Source organism: Micromonospora sp. WMMD975 (assembly GCF_029581215.1).
Classification (GTDB): domain Bacteria; phylum Actinomycetota; class Actinomycetes; order Mycobacteriales; family Micromonosporaceae; genus Micromonospora.
Map to the genome: position 1 here is coordinate 6,541,364 of NZ_CP120739.1, position 15,918 is coordinate 6,557,281.

Annotated in this window: 15 protein-coding genes and 1 tRNA gene; 6 read left to right on the top strand and 10 right to left on the bottom strand. The window is 73.2% G+C overall.

The genetic code is table 11. The features are described from left to right. The first annotated feature begins 132 nt into the window (after positions 1–132). The 3 genes from O7613_RS29545 to O7613_RS29555 all read left to right on the top strand — a co-directional run bounded on the left by O7613_RS29545 (position 133) and on the right by O7613_RS29555 (position 2,198). Positions 133–915, top strand: coding sequence for a hypothetical protein (locus O7613_RS29545; protein ID WP_282291148.1), 783 nt, complete (start codon positions 133–135; stop codon positions 913–915). Between the two features lie 216 nt (positions 916–1,131). Next, positions 1,132–1,205, top strand: a tRNA-Ala gene (locus O7613_RS29550). Between the two features lie 120 nt (positions 1,206–1,325). Continuing rightward, positions 1,326–2,198 (top strand): alpha/beta hydrolase, encoded by an 873-nt coding sequence (locus tag O7613_RS29555; RefSeq protein ID WP_282291150.1) that lies wholly within the window; start codon positions 1,326–1,328, stop codon positions 2,196–2,198. 4 nt (positions 2,199–2,202) lie between these two features. Here the strand turns inward: O7613_RS29555 and O7613_RS29560 are convergent, their stop codons facing one another. The 5 genes from O7613_RS29560 to O7613_RS29580 form a co-directional block, all read right to left on the bottom strand. Next, positions 2,203–2,667, bottom strand: a complete 465-nt coding sequence (locus O7613_RS29560) for a hypothetical protein (protein WP_281585069.1) — start codon at positions 2,665–2,667, stop codon at positions 2,203–2,205. Between the two features lie 48 nt (positions 2,668–2,715). Next, positions 2,716–3,441 carry a G5 domain-containing protein gene (locus O7613_RS29565; RefSeq protein ID WP_282291152.1) on the bottom strand — a complete coding sequence of 242 codons (726 nt, stop codon included), beginning with the start codon at positions 3,439–3,441 and terminating at the stop codon, positions 2,716–2,718. 329 nt (positions 3,442–3,770) lie between these two features. Continuing rightward, the gene (locus O7613_RS29570) at positions 3,771–4,493 is read right to left on the bottom strand and encodes a VOC family protein (protein WP_281585067.1); all 723 of its coding nucleotides are present in this window, start codon (positions 4,491–4,493) and stop codon (positions 3,771–3,773) included. Positions 4,494–4,625: 132 nt separating this feature from the next. Next, positions 4,626–6,053 carry a hypothetical protein gene (locus tag O7613_RS29575; RefSeq protein ID WP_282291154.1) on the bottom strand — a complete coding sequence of 476 codons (1,428 nt, stop codon included), beginning with the start codon at positions 6,051–6,053 and terminating at the stop codon, positions 4,626–4,628. Between the two features lie 75 nt (positions 6,054–6,128). Then, positions 6,129–6,785 carry a 4'-phosphopantetheinyl transferase superfamily protein gene (locus O7613_RS29580; RefSeq protein ID WP_282291157.1) on the bottom strand — a complete coding sequence of 219 codons (657 nt, stop codon included), beginning with the start codon at positions 6,783–6,785 and terminating at the stop codon, positions 6,129–6,131. 117 nt (positions 6,786–6,902) lie between these two features. On the opposite strand from O7613_RS29580, the gene O7613_RS29585 reads away from it, so the two are divergent. Further along, positions 6,903–7,172, top strand: coding sequence for a hypothetical protein (locus O7613_RS29585; protein WP_281585064.1), 270 nt, complete (start codon positions 6,903–6,905; stop codon positions 7,170–7,172). A gap of 51 nt (positions 7,173–7,223) precedes the next feature. On the opposite strand, the gene O7613_RS29590 is transcribed toward O7613_RS29585, so the two are convergent. The 3 genes from O7613_RS29590 to O7613_RS29600 all read right to left on the bottom strand — a co-directional run bounded on the left by O7613_RS29590 (position 7,224) and on the right by O7613_RS29600 (position 11,280). Further along, positions 7,224–7,991: a peptidase gene (locus O7613_RS29590; protein WP_282291159.1), complete on the bottom strand. Its 768-nt coding sequence runs from the start codon at positions 7,989–7,991 to the stop codon at positions 7,224–7,226. A 2-nt stretch (positions 7,992–7,993) separates the two neighbouring features. Next, the gene (locus tag O7613_RS29595; RefSeq protein ID WP_282291161.1) at positions 7,994–9,286 is read right to left on the bottom strand and encodes a VWA domain-containing protein; all 1,293 of its coding nucleotides are present in this window, start codon (positions 9,284–9,286) and stop codon (positions 7,994–7,996) included. A gap of 305 nt (positions 9,287–9,591) precedes the next feature. Continuing rightward, positions 9,592–11,280, bottom strand: coding sequence for a phospholipid carrier-dependent glycosyltransferase (locus O7613_RS29600; protein WP_281585061.1), 1,689 nt, complete (start codon positions 11,278–11,280; stop codon positions 9,592–9,594). Positions 11,281–11,363: 83 nt separating this feature from the next. Here O7613_RS29600 and rsmI point away from each other — a divergent pair, with 83 nt between their 5' ends. Further along, positions 11,364–12,212, top strand: a complete 849-nt coding sequence (gene rsmI / locus O7613_RS29605; protein WP_282291162.1) for a 16S rRNA (cytidine(1402)-2'-O)-methyltransferase — start codon at positions 11,364–11,366, stop codon at positions 12,210–12,212. A gap of 23 nt (positions 12,213–12,235) precedes the next feature. Here rsmI and O7613_RS29610 read toward each other — a convergent pair whose 3' ends face one another. Beyond that, positions 12,236–13,078 carry a hypothetical protein gene (locus O7613_RS29610; protein ID WP_281585059.1) on the bottom strand — a complete coding sequence of 281 codons (843 nt, stop codon included), beginning with the start codon at positions 13,076–13,078 and terminating at the stop codon, positions 12,236–12,238. A gap of 127 nt (positions 13,079–13,205) precedes the next feature. Between O7613_RS29610 and metG the strand changes: the two genes are divergently transcribed. Then, the gene (metG, locus tag O7613_RS29615; protein WP_282291164.1) at positions 13,206–15,008 is read left to right on the top strand and encodes a methionine--tRNA ligase; all 1,803 of its coding nucleotides are present in this window, start codon (positions 13,206–13,208) and stop codon (positions 15,006–15,008) included. 54 nt (positions 15,009–15,062) lie between these two features. Here the strand turns inward: metG and O7613_RS29620 are convergent, their stop codons facing one another. Then, positions 15,063–15,914: an alpha/beta hydrolase gene (locus O7613_RS29620; protein WP_281585057.1), complete on the bottom strand. Its 852-nt coding sequence runs from the start codon at positions 15,912–15,914 to the stop codon at positions 15,063–15,065. Positions 15,915–15,918 lie beyond the last annotated feature (4 nt).

A 15,918-nucleotide genomic window follows, 5' to 3' on the forward strand; every position in this document is an offset into this window, starting at 1 on the left:
CGTGGCCCGTAACCTCAAGTAACTGCAAGCTGTGGCAAGCGCTGCCCGCCCGCATGATGTGCGCCGTTAACGAGCGGTGACGGAAGAAGTTGCGGCTGGGCGGCGTTCGCCCCGAACTTGGTGACGGGAGGGGTGAGGGTGCCGACGTCGGTGCTCCTCGCCGTCCTCGCCGCCGCCGGTCTGCTCGCCCTCGCTCCGGCGCTGGTCCGCCGGTACGACGCCACCGAGCGGCTGGTGGCGGAGCGGGCGCAGTCGACGGCGCGGGTGCTCCAACGCCAGCGTCGTCGCCGCACCGTGCCCGGACGGCGACCGCTGCACCCCCCGCGCTCCCTGATTGTCACCTTGAGTGAAAATTCGGACACGGGTGGTCTTGACCGGCCGGTCTCCGCCCCGCCTGCCCGGCGGCGCTCCGGCCGGCTCCGGCCCGTTTCCGCGATCCCCGCACAGTCCCGCCGACGGCACCCGCCCCGGCGGCGGCACACCCCCGCGGTCTACCGCCGACGCCGGGTGCTCGCCGCGCTGCTGCTGCTCAACTTCGTCGAACTGGTCGGCGTGGTGCTCGTCGGCCCCGGGTTCTGGATCAGCGTCTCGGTCACCGGCACGCTGCTCGTCGCGTACGTCGTACACCTGCGGCAGCGGGCCCTGGCCGAGCGCCGGCGGCGGCGTGCGGACGCCCGCGAGTCCGCCTGGCTGGCCGCCCGCCAGGCCGAGGTGCGCCGCGAACAGGCCCGACGCGCGGCGGCCCGGCGGGAGGCGCAGCGCCGGCTGGCCGCCCAGCGGGAGGCGGTCCGGCGTACCGCGATGGGCCTGGACCGCCCGTCCGACCTGCCACCGGCCGCGAGCGGCGGCTCGGTGTCCTACCGCCGGGCCGGCGGCCTGCGCGGCCGTCCCTACCAGTCCGGCCGAGGCGCCTGACCCGCGCTGCCCTCAGCTGATCTGCCCGTTTTTCCTTGATCGACTCCAGTTCGGCGAGGTGGCGGTATCCGAGCGTGCGGGATGCCGCCACCTCGCCGAACTGGCGGCCGCCGGGTGACGGTGGGGCGGTTCGCGTGGCGACGGCGCGACCTGTTAACCTTGGCGCCGGCCCGCCCGGTGAAAGCCGGGTGGGACCGACGCTGGTTCGCCGGCGGAGGGGCTGTGGCGCAGACTGGTAGCGCACCTCGTTCGCATCGAGGGGGTCAGGGGTTCAAATCCCCTCAGCTCCACCCAGTGCAAAGGCCGTTTCCCGTGGTGGGAGACGGCCTTTTCCGATTGTGGGCAGCCGACACCGCCGCGAGCCGCACCCGGACCGATGACTTTCCGGCCCGGCGACGGTCGACCGGAGCATGACCACAACCCAGACGCTCCAACTGCCCGAGGTCGACCTCGTCTACGACGTCCACGCCCCGAGCGCGGCGGCCGGCGCACACCGGCCCCTGTTCATGATCGGCCAGCCGATGTGCGCCGACGGCTTCACCACGCTCGCCTCGTACTTCCCGGACCGGACCGTCATCACGTACGACCCGCGCGGGCTCGGACGCAGCGTGCGTCGGGACGGCCGCACGGACGCCGTGCCGGAGGTGCAGGCCGCCGACGTACGCGCCGTCGTCGACGCCCTCGGCGCGGGTCCGGTCGACATGTTCGCCAGCAGCGGCGGGGCGGTGACCGCGCTCGCGCTGGTGGCGGCCTACCCGGGCACGGTAGCCACGCTCGTGGCGCACGAGCCGCCGCTGGTGCCGCTGCTCCCCGACGCCGAGGCCGCCGCGCGGGCGAACGCCGCCTGCCAGGAGGCGTACCAGAAGCACGGCTGGGGCGCCGGCATGGCGGCGTTCATCGCCATGACGTCCTGGCGGGGCGAGTTCACCGACGACTACTTCGCCCAGCCCGCGCCGGACCCGGCCACATTCGGCATGCCGGTCGACGACGACGGCTCACGGGACGACCCGCTGCTGTCCGATCGGTCCGCCGCGGTCACCAGCTACCGGCCGGACGTCGACGCGCTCCGCGTGACGCGTACCCGGGTCGTCATCGCGGTGGGCGAGGAGTCGGCGGGCACCCTGACCGGACGTACCTCGGTGGCGACGGCCGAGCTGCTCGGTGGACTGCCGGCGGTCTTCCCGAGCCACCACGGCGGTTTCCTCGGGGAGGAGGGCGGCTACGCCGGGCAGCCGGAGGCGTTCGCCCGCCGGCTGCGGGAGATCCTCGACGGCGTCGCCTGACGGCTCAGGCGCGCCGCACGTCGGTGACCATCACCGGGTACGGGCCGGCCGGTGCCTTCGGGCCGGCCTGGTCCGCCGGGACCACGTTCTCCATCCGCAGCCGCAGCGTCGCCGGCTCGGTGCCGTCGAGGATGATCCGCCACCCCCACCCGCCGCCGTACTCGGCGGTGAGCGCGACCGTGTCGCCCGGGCCCGCGTCACCGGTGAGCGTCATCGGCCCCGGCTGCTGGTGCCACGAGTCGCCCCACCAGGCGACGAGCGAACCCGGCTGCGCGCCGACCGCGATCACCAGCAGCCCGTCCTGCGGGCCGTCGTCCGGATGCGCCCAGGAGTACGCCACGGTGGTCAGGTGCCCGCCGGCGGCGGTCGCGACGGTCAGCGTGGCCGGCGACTCGACGAACGGGTCGGCGGGCAGCATCCGGAAGCCGTTGGTGCCGGCCCAGGAACCGGTGACGTCAGCGAGGATCACCGGCCCAGCATAGGTGTACGGGTGCCACCCGACCGTCCGCACGCGACGTCAGTCGTCACAGCCGATACCGTCGCCGTCCCGGTCCAGGTCGTAGATGTCGCTGCCGACGACACGGACCGGGCCGGTGACGTACGCGGGACCGTTGCCGCTGCCGCCGGCGCAGTCCACGTCGCTCGCGATCGGCACGCAGGCTCCGCTGTAGTTCGGGTCGCAACTGCGTGTCTGCTTGGTGCCCACGGCGACCACCTGCGTGATCGGCTTCCTGGTCACCACCGAACGGACCAGCTTCTTGCCGGTCTGGACCCCATCGGTGACCGTCACCCGGTAGGTGAGGGTGCGGACGCCGGCGACGCCCCGAGTGCGTACCTTCTTCGTCCCCCGTGACAGGGTGCCGTCTTTCACCGTCCGGGTGGAGTAGGCGATCTTCGCGGTCGAGGTGACGGTGGTGATCCGAACCAGGGGCGATGCGGACGGGCTCGGGCTCGCCTCAGTCGGTGACGGGGCGGAGGTCGCCAGATCCACGACCGCCGGTGCCTTGGCCCCGACACCCGTCGTTGCGGGCGCGGCTTCCGTCTTGTCCGGTTGCTTCGGAGCGTCGGCGCTCGCCCCGGTCGCCACTCCGCCGCAGCCAGCGAGCAGCAGCAGACCTGTCGATACGACCGCGACCTTCGCGCCGCCGGAGAGCCGACGCCGGCGGGACTGCTTCGGAGCGGGGTGGGCCCGGCCTGCGCCGACGGGGACGGTTGCCGGGTTCTGCGGTGATGGATGCGTCACGCAGCTCAGTCTGCTTGCGTCCACAACGATTTCCAGCGGTCGACCGGTGCGCTCCGTGTCGACGCTCCGACCGTCGGTCATGCCGAAGGTCGCGGAAAACGGACCGAGCGGCGAGCCCTCGACGGCTCCCGGGCCGACCGGGAACACCGGTCGCCGTCACCGGTCCGACCGGCCGTCCGGCGCTGGACAGACCGATCGGTCGGCGAGGCAAGGCGGGTTACGAGTTCGGTCGATGATCGACACCAGTTCGGTGAAGTGGTGGCATCCCGCCGGCTGGACCCCGCTATTTCCCCGAGCTGGCGTCCGGCCACCTCGGATAGTCGCCGGGTTCAGCCGGGCGGCAGCGTGGCGGCCAGGTCGGCGGCGTGCTGGAGGGTGTCGGTCAGCCGGGCGCGCGACTCCTCGTCGAGCGGCACCGCCCCGGCCCGCCGCAGCAGTTCCCGAGCGGCTTCCGGCTCGTCCAGCAGCAGCGCCAGCTCCGCCCGGTAGACGAGCGCCTCCACGAGGGCGGCGGGCTCGTCGGTGGCGTCCGGACGGGTCAGCGCGCCATCGAGGATCTTCGCGGCCTGCCGGGGGTTACCGCGGGAGTCGGCCTGCACCACCGCGTTCCCCAGCGCCCGGGACAGACCGGCGGCCGAGCTGCCGTCAACGTCCGGCGTGGCGGCCCGGGCCACGAACCGGATCCAGTTGCCGCCGGGGTCGACGATGCTGAAACCGGTGTGTCCGTCGGCGTTGCGGCGGACCCGGGGCCGGGTCATCCGGGGCACGCCGGCGACGAGCACCTTGCCGTACGCGGCGCGCAGGCCCGCCGTGAAGACGCGGTGCAGGCCGACCAGGTCGTCCACGACGACCAGACAACTGCCGTACGAGGTGGCCGGGTCGAACTCCGGCATGCCGAAGAAGTGCAGGTTCAGGTCTTCCCGGAGCAGGGCCAGGTAGGGGTTGGGGCGGATCTGCCGGTAGGTCACCTGGAAGCCGAGAGCCTGGTAGAACGGCGCCACGTCGTCCAGGGACCGACAGGGCAGCAGCGGGATGGTGGTCTCGTTCGTCATCGTTCGAGCCTGGCGGCCGGTGGCCGGCACGCGCACATGGAAATGGCCGAACGGCCGGGTGGGACCGCCGGAACGGCCGCAGGGGCCGGTCCCGGGCGGGACCGGCCCCTGCGGTGCGGGGTCGCGCGGGCGTCAGGGCTTCCAGGACCCGGCGGTACGCAGGTGGTGCTCGTACTCGACGACGCCGTTCTTGTCCTTCACGTCGAAGATGAGCTGGCCGCTGCGCTTGGAGCCGACCGGCAGGTTGTTGCCCGAGGTCATCAGCTTGCCGCAGCCGGAGAAGGCGCCGCCGATGCCGTTCTCCTCGGTGCCGTCCGCAGCCCGCCAGGTGAAGAAGAACGGGTTGATCGCCCCGGTGCCCTTGGTGACCTCGGCGGTCACGTCGGCGATCAGGAACGTTCCGTTCTTCGGCCCGGGCATGTACTCCCGGCAGGCGGCGTCCTTGGTCCGGAAGTTGCCGACCGTGATTTCGAGGGTGCCGTAGTCGTCGTTGATGATCAGCTTGTCGCCGGCCGGCATGTTGAACGTCTGGTCGTCGGTCTTGCCCGGCTCCGGCGTGGCGGTCGGGTCGCCGGTCGGGTCGCCGGTCGGCGGGTCGTCGACCGGGTTGCTGTAGGTGATGCCCGGGGTGGGCAGATCGTCGATCGCCTCCCGGGTCTTCTTCGCCCCGCTGTAGATGGCGAAGATGCCTCCGCCGCAGCAGAGCAGCAGCAGGACCACCGCCACGATGCCGATCGTGATCCAGACGTTCTTGTTGGACTTCTTGGCGGGCGGCCCGAACGGCTGCCCCGGCGGGGGCGGGTACGGCCCGGTCGGGTACGCCTCACCCGGTGGGTACTGCCCGGGCGGCGGATACGGCGCGCCCGAGACGGGCGGGTAGGGCGGCTGCGCCCCGCCCGGCGGCGGGTAACCCCCCGGCGGCGGGTACGCGCCCTCCGGAGGCGGATATCCGCCGGCTGCCTGCGGGTATCCGCCACCCGGGGGTGGATACGGCGTGCCGGACGTCGGCGGCGACGGCGGGAACGCCTGCGCCGACGGCGTAGCCGGGAACGCCTCGGTCGGTGGCGACGGCGGGAACGCCTGCGTCGACGGCGCGGGCGGGAACGCCTCGGTCGGTGGCGACGGCGGGAACGCCTGCGTCGATGGTGCCGGCGGGAACGCCTGCGTCGGCGGCGCGGCCGGGAACGCCTCGGTCGGCGGCGCGGGCGGGAACGCCTCGGGCTGCGACGGGTAGGGCGTGCCGGAGACCGGCGCCTGTGGAGCACCGGAGACCGGCGCCTGCGGCGCGTCGGAGGTGGGCGCCTGCGGCGCGTCGGAGGTGGGCGCCTGCGGCGCGTCGGAGGTGGGCGCCTGCGGCGCGTCGGAGGTGGGCGCCTGCGGCGCGTCGGAGGTGGGCGCCGGGGGAGCACCCGAGGTGGGCGCCTGCGGCGTGTCGGGGGCGGGGGGCGCCCAGGGGCTGCCGGACACCGGCGGCATCGGCGCGGTGGGGAACGCCTCGGTCGGCGGTTCCTGCGGCTGGTTCGGGTCCTGTGACCCGGACGGAGGCTGAGGGTGGCTCACCGTACTCCTTGGGCACCTTCGGAATTTTCAGTCGGAACGACGGTACAAGCAGGCGGCGACAAAGCCGTCCGGCCCTCACCGGCGTGTCAGAACGGCGGCGGTACGGACCAGATCGTCGTCCACCGCGAACCGTCCGGACATCGATGACGGAGGATCGGGCACGGGCGCGTCGGCGAGCCGGGTCGGCGCGATCTCGGCGTGGAACGTTCCCGCGTCGGGGTCGAGCGTGACCCGGGCGTCGGGGAAGCCCAGCCAGGTGCCGACGAGCGGGTACCAGACCTTGTAGACGGTCTCCTTGACGCTGAACAGCACCGTCGGCCAGGGCGGTCCGGACGGCAGTCGGGCCAGGTCCGCCTCCTCGTCGGGGCGGCACACCTTTCGGCGTACCCCCGGGGTGAGGGGTCGACGCCGCTCGGCGTCGATGCCGACCGCGCGCAGGTCGCTGGCGTGCGCGGCGGCGGCGGCGCAGTAGCCCGCGGTGTGGGTGATCGTCCCGACGACGCCGGCCGGCCAGATCGGGGCCCGGTCGGCGCCGGCGGGCACCGGCGTGGGCGGCAGGCCGAGCGCGGCGAGTGCCCGGCGCGCGCACACCCGGCCGGCGGTGAAGTCGCGGCGGCGGCTGGGCACCGCCCGGTCGCCGAGCGCGGCCCGCTCGACCGGCAGCAGCGCGCCGGACCAGTCGGCCGGGCCGGCGACCGCGACGGCGACGGCGGGCGGCAACAGGTCATGCACGAGCGTCGGTGGGTGACGGGAACACGCGGTGACCGTACCGTAACGGCGGAGCGCGATGGGGCGCTGAAGAAACGTTGCGGGGGGTGGCAGCGTCGACATCGATGGAAGGAGTGGCCGATGACCCCCGGTGTGGAGGCGTCGGAACCAAGGTCCGCCGAGCACGTGCCGGTGACGCCCGCCTGGACCTGTGGCTCGTGCGGCGACGACTGGCCCTGTGCCACGAAACGCCAGGACCTGCTGATCGAGTACCAGGTGGACCGGGCATCGCTGAGCGTCTATCTCGGGTCCTGCCTGGCAGCTGCCACGCAGGACCTGCGGAGCGCGCCGGTCACCGCGTTGCAGGACCGGTTCATCGGCTGGGTGCCGCGCCGCCCGCGTACCGTCTGAGCGCTTCCGGTGGCCGCCGTGTCGGGTGCCCGGCGGCCACCGGTCGCGGTCTCACCGGCGGCGGGGCCGCCGGGTGAGGGCGAAGCCGACCACGCCGGCCACGGCGGCGAGCACCCCGCCGACGCTGGTCCACACCCAGCGCGAGCCGGCCTCGGGTAGCCAGCCGGTCAGGTCGGTCTCCTCCTCGGCGACCGGCTCGGGCGTCGGCTCGGCCGCCAGCACGGTCCCGGCCCGGGTGTTCGGCACCAGCGGCGCCGCCAGCTCACCGTCGTCGCCGGAGGCGCCGCCGGAGTCGGCGGCACCGACAAGCAGGTCCACCTCGATCGGCAGGCCCAGGTCGGGTTCGGGCAGCTCGGTGACGGAGAGCCGGACGTAGTAGGTGCCCGGCAGCGGGTCGCCCGACCACGGTTCGGCCCACGGCCGCACCCGGCGCAGCGTGCATCCGAGCGTCACGGCGGTGGCCGCGGCGTCCACGGTGGGGGTCTGCGCGCCGGCCGTGCACGCCTGCCGGCGGCGTAACCCGTCGAAGACCTCGACCGTCCAGGTGGACGCGCCGGTGCGCGGCTTCGGGAAGGTGACCGTGACGTCGAGCTGGTGCACCTGCCCGGCGTCGGCCCGGAACGACCAGTACAGGTGGTCGCCGGTCGAGGCGCCCACCCGTACCGGCTGGCCGGCGTCGATGGTCGTGGCGGTGAGGAACGAGGTGCCCGCCTTGGTCACGGTGGTCGCGCCCGGTGACGGGCTCGGCGCGGCCAGGGCCGCGGCCGGGGCGAGCGCGAGGGCGAGGGCGGCCGTCGCGGCGCCGATCAGGGTACGCATCCTCAGTTCTCCCTCCAGGTGGCGACCCACCAGCGGGTGAGCAGCCCGGCGACCAGCCCGGTGACCAGGCCGGCCAGGGTGAGCAGGAGCAGCAGCGCCCAGCCGCGGCCGAGGTCCGGCCCGTCCGGAGCGGGGGAGGCGGCGACCACGTCCACGGTCAGTTCCACCGGCATGCCCGGTTCGGTGCTGGCGCCGGAGCGGGGCGCGAACGAGTTGCTGACCACCAGGCAGACGGTCCGGGCGGCCCGCGTCCCGCTCGGGGTCGGCTCCGGGCTCGCCGCGTCGTCCTCCTCCTCGGCGGCCGACCAGCGCAGCCCGGCCGAGACCACGTCGGTACGGCCGCTGCCGGCGTCGACGCCGCGGACCAGCTCCCGCCCGTCCGGCGCGGTCGCGCGCAGCAGCACGCCGTAGTCCGGGTTGACCGGCCGGTCCAGCGCGATGCTCACCGAGGCGCGCAGCTCCTGCCCCGGGCGTACCGGCACCCGGTACCAGCGGTGTTCGGAGAACGCCTCCCGGTCGGTGTAGACGCCGGCGGCGAGCAGCGGCGCGCCCGCGCAGTCCGCCGCGCCGCCGACCACCGCCGGCGCGGCGGTGTACGTGTCCCGGGCGCGGTCGACCAGTTGCTTGATCCGGCCGGTCAGCTCCTCGGCGCTCTGCGCCGCGGTGTAGGTGCCGCCGGTGGCCTCGGCGATGCAGAGCAACTGCCGGCGTACCTTCTCGTCCGGGGCCAGGCCGAGCGTGTCGACCACCAGCCGGGTGCCCTGGGCGGCCAGCTCGCGGGCGACCTGGCACGGGTCGGGTGGGGCGCAGGTGTCCTCGCCGTCGGTGATCAGCACGATCCGGCGGGTGGTGCGGCCGGTGCCCAGGTCCTGCGCGGCGGAGCGCAGCGCCAGCCCGACCGGGGTGAAGCCGGTCGGGCGGAGCCCGGCGACGGCGGCCTTGGCCTGGGTGCGGTCCACCGGGCCGACCGGCACGATCTGCTGGGTGTCCCGACAGCCCTGCTTCTTGTCCTTGCCCCGGTAGGTGGCGCCGAGCACCCGGATGCCGAGCTGTGTCTCGTCCGGCAGGCCGTCGACCACCTCGTTGAACGCCTGCTGCGCCACGGAGATCCGGCTGCGTCCGTCGATGTCGCGGGCCCGCATCGAACCGCTGACGTCCAGGACCAGCTCGACCTTGGGGGGTTCGGCGGCGGGTTCGGTGGTCTCGTCGTCGGCCCCGGCGGGGCTCGGACCGATCAGCGCGGTCGCCGCCAGCAGTCCGAACAGGACGGCCGTCGATCGTCTCTTGTTGATCACCGGGCGAAGTGTAGTGAGATCCACTTTGGAAGATCATCCGGGTGGGGTCCGACCGTTAACTGCTCGACGTAAACCATTCGGGGGTGGTATCGGTCGGAAATCTGACTCCGCTGCACCCGTTGTGCGCCCGGCGCAGTGTGGTTAAGCTCTGTCTTGCGCGCCCCAATCGCCCGCTTCCCCCGTGGCAGGCGATCGGGGCGCGCGTTTTCGTGTCCCGGCCCGTTCAGTCGGCCGGCGAGGCGATCACGAGCCACGACGACGGCCCGGTGGGAAATCCCACCGGGCCGTCGTGCGTCTGCCCGCGCTCAGATCCAGCGGCCGTCCAACCACATCCGGGCCGACCAGTCCGCATACTGCATGACCGTGCCCACGAAGATCGGATAGAAGTACGCGAAACAGAGCGCCACCAGCAGCACGTACGCGCCCGCGATGATGCCGCCGACCAGCCTGCGGTCGTTCACCTGCTCGGCGCTGGGCGGCGCCGCCGTCGAGGTGACAGGCGCGGGCGTGACGATCGCGCCGAGCACGTAGACCACCGCGAGCACCATGAACGGCACCGCGGGCGCGGCGTAGAAGGAGAACATCGTCCGGCCGTCGAAGGCGAGCCAGAACCAGGGCAGCAGGCCGGCGGCCACGGTCAGCAGGATCGCCCCGGCCCGCCAGTCCCGCCGGGCCAGGCCCAGCCAGGCGGTCGCGGCGAGCGCCGGCAGGAACGACCACCAGAGCAGCGGAGTGCCCAGCAGCAGCACCTCGGAGGCGCAGCTCGACGCGCCGCAGTCGCCGGTGCCGGACCAGTGGAACGCCACCGGGCGGCCCAGCAGCAGCCACTGCCACGGCCAGGACTGGTATTTGTGCGGGTCGTCGAGCTGGGCGTGGAACCCGTACGCGGCCTTGTGATATTCCCACAGGTTGATCAGCGGGCCGATGAACGGCGTGTCGCTCATCCCCGGCACGTTCGGATACCGGCTGGCCAGGCGGTAGTAGCCCTCGTCGCTGAGCAGCCAGCCCGACCAGGTGGCCACGTAGGTGACAAGCATCAGCACGCCGGCCACGAGCAACCAGGGCAGCTCGTCGAGCACGGCGTCGCGCCAGGGCCGGCGGACCCCGGCCGAGCGGCGGACCCCGACCTCCCAGAACAGCACCAGCAGCGCGAACGCCGGGAGGAAGTAGAGCCCGTTCCACTTCACCGCGCAGGCGCACCCGAGCAGCACCCCGGCGGCCAGCCGCCACCACGGCCAGTTCCGCCAGCCCGACGGCGGCCGGCCGGCCCGCCCGGGCACCGTCGGATCGAGCCCGTCCGCCAACGCCCGGGCCCAGCGTCGCCGTCGGGCGTCCCGGTCGAGCACCAGCGCGCCGAACGCGGCCAGCACGAACAGCAGCACGAAGATGTCGAGGATCGCCGTGCGGGACAGCACCAGGTGGAAGCCGTCCAACGCGAGCAGCAGGCCGGCCGCGCAGCCGAGCGTGGTGGACCGGAACATCCGCCGGCCGATGCGCACCAGCAGCAGCACCGACAGCGTGCCGCAGACCGCGGCGGCGAAGCGCCAGCCGAACTCCGGCGCGGTGGTCGTCAGGTGCCCCGGCACCGAGACGTTGCTCTCGGCGTCCTGGTAGCCGAACGCCCACTCGCCGATCCCGATCAGCCACTTGCCCAGCGGCGGGTGGACCACGTACGACGGGCCGTTGTCCTTGTAGTTCCACTCGACGCCGCGGTCGATCAGCCCGTACGCGTCCTTGGCGTAGTAGGTCTCGTCGAAGATCTTGCCGGGCGGCTGGCTGAGCCCGACGAAGCGCAGGATCGCGGCGATGGCCACCACCACGGCGGTGGCCAGCCACGCCTGCCCCTGCCCGAGACGGTCGTCGACGGTGGCGAGCCGGCGTCGGACCGCGGCCGGGATCCCGCCGCCGCCACCCCCGCCGTCGTCGTCGCCCGGCGAGCCGACGGCCCGGTCGGTGGTGGGGGAGGGCTCCTGTGCTGTCGACGCACTCGTCACCCGGCGATCGTAGGCTGCCGGAGTGCCCGGTGGCGTCAGTCGTCCCCGAAATTGGTACGACCGTCGATGAAGGAGCGCACGTCGTGGGGGAAATGTCCGACGTAGGGCGATTGGTGCTGCTCGGCGCGCCGCTGGGAAATCCGGCCGACGCGTCCGCCCGCTTCCGCGAGGTGCTCGCCACCGCCGACGTGGTCGCCGCCGAGGACACCCGCCGGCTCACCCGGCTGGCCCGCGACCTCGACGTCACCGTGCCCGGCCGGATCGTCTCCTACTTCGAGGGCAACGAGGAACGGCGTACCCCGGAACTCGCCGAGGTGCTCGCCGCCGGCTACACCGTCGCCCTGGTCACCGACGGCGGCATGCCGAGCGTCTCCGACCCCGGCTACCGCCTGGTCCGGGCCGCGCTGGAAGCCGGCGTCCCGGTGACCGCCGCCCCCGGGCCCAGCGCGGTCACCACCGCGCTGGCGCTGTCCGGCCTGCCCTGCGACCGGTTCTGCTTCGAGGGCTTCCTGCCCCGCGCCCCCGCCGCCCGCCGCTCCCGCCTGCGCGCCCTCGCCGCCGAGGAACGCACCCTCGTGCTCTTCGAGGCGACCCACCGGATCACCGCCGCGCTCGCCGACCTGGCCGAGGCGTTCGGCCCGGACCGGCCCGCCGCGCTCTGCCGCGAGCTGACCAAGACCTACGAGGAAGTGGTCCGCCGGCCGCTCGGCGAACTGGCCGAGTGGGCCGCCGCCGGCGACGTGCGCGGCGAGATCACGCTTGTCGTCGCCGGCGCCCCGGCGACCCCCGCGATCCGTCCCGACGACGACGCGCTGCGCGCCGCGGTGGCCGAGCGGGAGGCGGCCGGGTCCTCCCGCCGGGACGCGATCAGCGAGGTCGCCACCGCGTACGGGCTGCGCCGTCGCGAGGTCTACGAGCTGGTGCACCGCTGAGGGTGTAAGGAGGGGGCCCCGCCTTACCAGGCGGTGATGAGGAAACCGACGGTGATGAGCAGCGGGCCGCCCAGCGCCAGGCCCACCGCCCAGCGTCGCTGGCGCGGGTCCGCCAGCCGGATCGCGCCGGTCCACCTGGCGATCCCGGCCGCGCAACCCCCCACCAGGGCCAGCCCGAGCAGCCAGCGCAGGTGCCCGCCGACGCTTCGGTCCGCGTACGCGGTGGCGCCGTCCGGTCCGGTCATCCGGGCCGGCAGCACGCTGCCGGTGGCGGTGCGCCCGGCCGGCACGCCGCTGACCCGTACGCCCTGGGCCTCGAAGCGGTCGTGGTCGGCCAGGAAGATGCCCCGGCAGCGCTGCGTGAGCCCGCCGCCCACGCACTCGGTGATCATCACCGTGCCGCTCGTCGAGTGGCCCACCGCCAGCCAGAGCGGGCCGGCGCTCACCCAGGCGAAGAACGCCGCGAGCAGGCTCAACGACACAAGCACGGCGAGGCCGGCGGGCGGGTCCGGCGGATGGACCGGGCGGGCCGGTTCCCGCCGGGCGCGGGCGCGGCCGGCGCGGCGGCGCGGCTCGTCACGCAGCGGCGTGCCGTCCCAGTGCACCTCCTCGATCGGCGCCCAGCCGGCCGCGTCGTCGCCCGCCGGGGCCAGGCGCCGCTGCCAGCGTGGCTGCCGTACCGGTACCCGGCGGGGCACGGCGTCCACCGGCGCCCCGGTGGTCGGTTCCACCTCCACCGTCGGGTCGGCGGGGTCGACCCGGGGCTGCGGGGCGACCGGGACGCCTGGTGCGGCGCGTGCGGCGCGCCCGGCCTGAGCGGCGGCCGACGGTTCAGGTGCCGCTGGTCTGCTGGTCACGACGTTCATTTCACACCGGCACCGTCGGCTCGCCGGGCAGCTCAGGGCGCGTGTCGGCGACAAATCGGACGTACGCCGGCGCCTCCGGCCCTATTGGTTCGCGGGTCGCCTCCGGCACTCACTAGGCTTGACGCTCATGAGTCACGTTCTCGCCGCGGTCGCCTGGCCCTACGCCAACGGCCCGCGCCACATCGGCCACGTCTCCGGATTCGGCGTTCCCTCCGACGTCTTCGCCCGGTACATGCGGATGGCCGGTCACGACGTGCTCATGGTGTCCGGCACCGACGAGCACGGCACCCCGATCCAGGTGCAGGCCGACGCCGAGGGGGTCACCCCGCGTGAGCTGGCCGACCGGTACAACCGGGTGATCGCCGAGGACCTGCGGGCGCTGGGTCTGTCGTACGACCTGTTCACCCGCACCACCACCCGCAACCACTACGCGGTGGTGCAGGAGCTGTTCACCGGGCTGTACCGCAACGGCTACATCGTCCCCAAGGTCACCACCGGGGCGATCTCCCCGTCCACCGGCCGCACCCTGCCCGACCGCTACATCGAGGGCACGTGCCCGATCTGCGGCTACGACAGCGCGCGCGGCGACCAGTGCGACAACTGCGGCAACCAGCTCGACCCGGTCGACCTGATCGACCCCAAGTCGAAGATCAACGGCGAGACGCCGGAGTTCGTGGAGACCGAGCACTTCTTCCTCGACCTGCCGGCCCTGGCCGACGCGCTGCGCCAGTGGCTGGACACCCGGGAGGGCTGGCGTCCCAACGTGCTGCGGTTCTCCCGCAACCTGCTCGACGACCTCCAGCCCCGGGCCATCACCCGCGACCTGGAATGGGGGGTGCCGATCCCGCTGGAGGGCTGGCAGGACCGGTCCGACAAGCGGATCTACGTCTGGTTCGACGCGGTGATCGGCTACCTGTCCGCGTCGATCGAGTGGGCCCGTCGCTCCGGCGACCCGGAGGCGTGGCGGAAGTGGTGGTCCGCCGACGCCGAAGGGAAGGACGCCCGCGGCTACTACTTCATGGGCAAGGACAACATCGTCTTCCACTCGGTGATCTGGCCGGCGCTGCTCGGCGGCTACTCCGGCGCGGGCTCCCGGGACGGCGAGCCCGGCGACCTGGGCCGGCTCAACCTGCCCACCGAGGTCGTCTCCAGCGAATACCTGACCATGGAAGGGCGGAAGTTCTCCTCCTCCCGCAAGGTGGTCATCTACGTCCGGGACTTCCTCGAACGCTACGACGCCGACGCGCTGCGCTACTTCATCGCGGTCGCCGGCCCGGAGAGCAACGACACCGACTTCACCTGGGCGGAGTTCCTCCGCCGCAACAACGACGAACTGGTAGCCGGCTGGGGCAACCTGGTCAACCGGTCCGTGTCCATGGCGGCGAAGAACTTCGGCGCGATCCCGCCGGTCGACCCGGCCGGGCTCACCGAGGCCGACGAGGCGCTGCTCGCGGTGGCCCGCGCCGGCTTCACCACCGTCGGTGACCTGATCTCCCGGCACCGGCAGAAGCAGGCCATCGGCGAGGCCATGAAGGTGGTCGCCGAAGCCAACAAATACCTCTCCGAGCAGGCGCCCTGGAAGCTCAAGGGCGACGACGACAAGCCGCGGATGGGCACCATCCTGCACGTCGCGCTCCAGGTGGTGAGCGACGCCAACACGCTGCTCACCCCGTTCCTGCCGCACTCCGCCCAGCAGATCCACGAACTGCTCGGCGGCACCGGCACCCACGCGCCGATGCCGGTGCTCGAGGAGGTCGACGACCTCGACGGCGGGCCGGCGTACCCGGTGCTCACCGGTGACTACACGGTCGGCGCGCGCTGGGAGTCCGTACCCCTGGAAGTGGGTCGGCCGCTCGCGGCGCCCAAGCCGGTGTTCCGCAAGCTCGACCCCTCCATCGTCGACGAGGAGCTGGCCCGACTCGCCGGCTGAGCGCCCGACGACGGCGGCCCCGGGCGCGTCCCGGGGCCGCCGTCGTTTCCCGGGTCAGGCCGGGGCCATGCTCGGCTTGCCGATGAACTCCATGATCGCCTTGTTGACCTCGGTCGGGTGCGTCCACGGGGTGCCGTGCGGCGCGCCCTTGAGCGTGACCAACTTGGCGTCGGGCAGCATGTTCACCAGCCGCTGACCCGTGAGCGGGTACGGCAGCACGTTGTCCTTGTCGCCCTGGATGATCAGCACCGGCACGTCGATGTTCGGCAGGTCGCCGCGGAAGTCGGTCTGCCAGGCGTCCACCGAGTCGTGGGTGCCCTTGGCCGACGCCTGCGCGCCGATCTGCCAGTGCGCGTGGTACGCCTCGTCGCTGACCAGCTTCCCCTTGTTCTCGCTGGCGTTGAAGAAGACGTCGCAGAACTGGGTCAGGTAGGCGAACCGATCCTGGATGATCGCCTGCTGGAACCCCTCGAACATGCTCTTGTCGACGCCCTCCGGATCGTCCGGGGCCTTCAGCAGGTACGGCGCCAACGGGGCCATCATGACCGCCCGCTCCACCCGACCCGACCCGTACGCGCCCAGGTAGCGGGTGACCTCGCCGGTGCCCATCGAATGCCCGACCAGGATGGCGTTGCGCAGGTCCAGCTCGGTCATCAGCACGTCCAGGTCGGCGGCGAACGTGTCGTAGTCGTAGCCGAACGCCGGCTGGGCGGAACTGCCGAACCCCCGCCGGTCGTACGTGATCACCCGATATCCGGCGGCGAGCAGCGGACCGCTCATCTTCTCCCAGGTGGCCCCGTTGAACGGGAACCCGTGGATCAGCACGATCGGCTGACCGGAACCGTGGTCCTCGTAGTACAGGTCGATGGGCGCGGAATTCTCCGTACCGACGGTGACGAAAGGCATGTCG

Excerpts from the sequence above, each read along its gene's own strand:
- O7613_RS29555 (WP_282291150.1), top strand. The coding sequence starts at position 1,326 with ATGACCACAACCCAGACGCTCCAACTGCCCGAGGTCGACCTCGTCTAC.
- O7613_RS29570 (WP_281585067.1), bottom strand. The coding sequence starts at position 4,493 with ATGACGAACGAGACCACCATCCCGCTGCTGCCCTGTCGGTCCCTGGAC.
- O7613_RS29585 (WP_281585064.1), top strand. The coding sequence starts at position 6,903 with ATGACCCCCGGTGTGGAGGCGTCGGAACCAAGGTCCGCCGAGCACGTG.
- O7613_RS29590 (WP_282291159.1), bottom strand. The coding sequence starts at position 7,991 with ATGCGTACCCTGATCGGCGCCGCGACGGCCGCCCTCGCCCTCGCGCTC.
- O7613_RS29610 (WP_281585059.1), bottom strand. The coding sequence starts at position 13,078 with ATGAACGTCGTGACCAGCAGACCAGCGGCACCTGAACCGTCGGCCGCC.
- metG (WP_282291164.1), top strand. The coding sequence starts at position 13,206 with ATGAGTCACGTTCTCGCCGCGGTCGCCTGGCCCTACGCCAACGGCCCG.
- O7613_RS29620 (WP_281585057.1), bottom strand. The coding sequence starts at position 15,914 with ATGCCTTTCGTCACCGTCGGTACGGAGAATTCCGCGCCCATCGACCTG.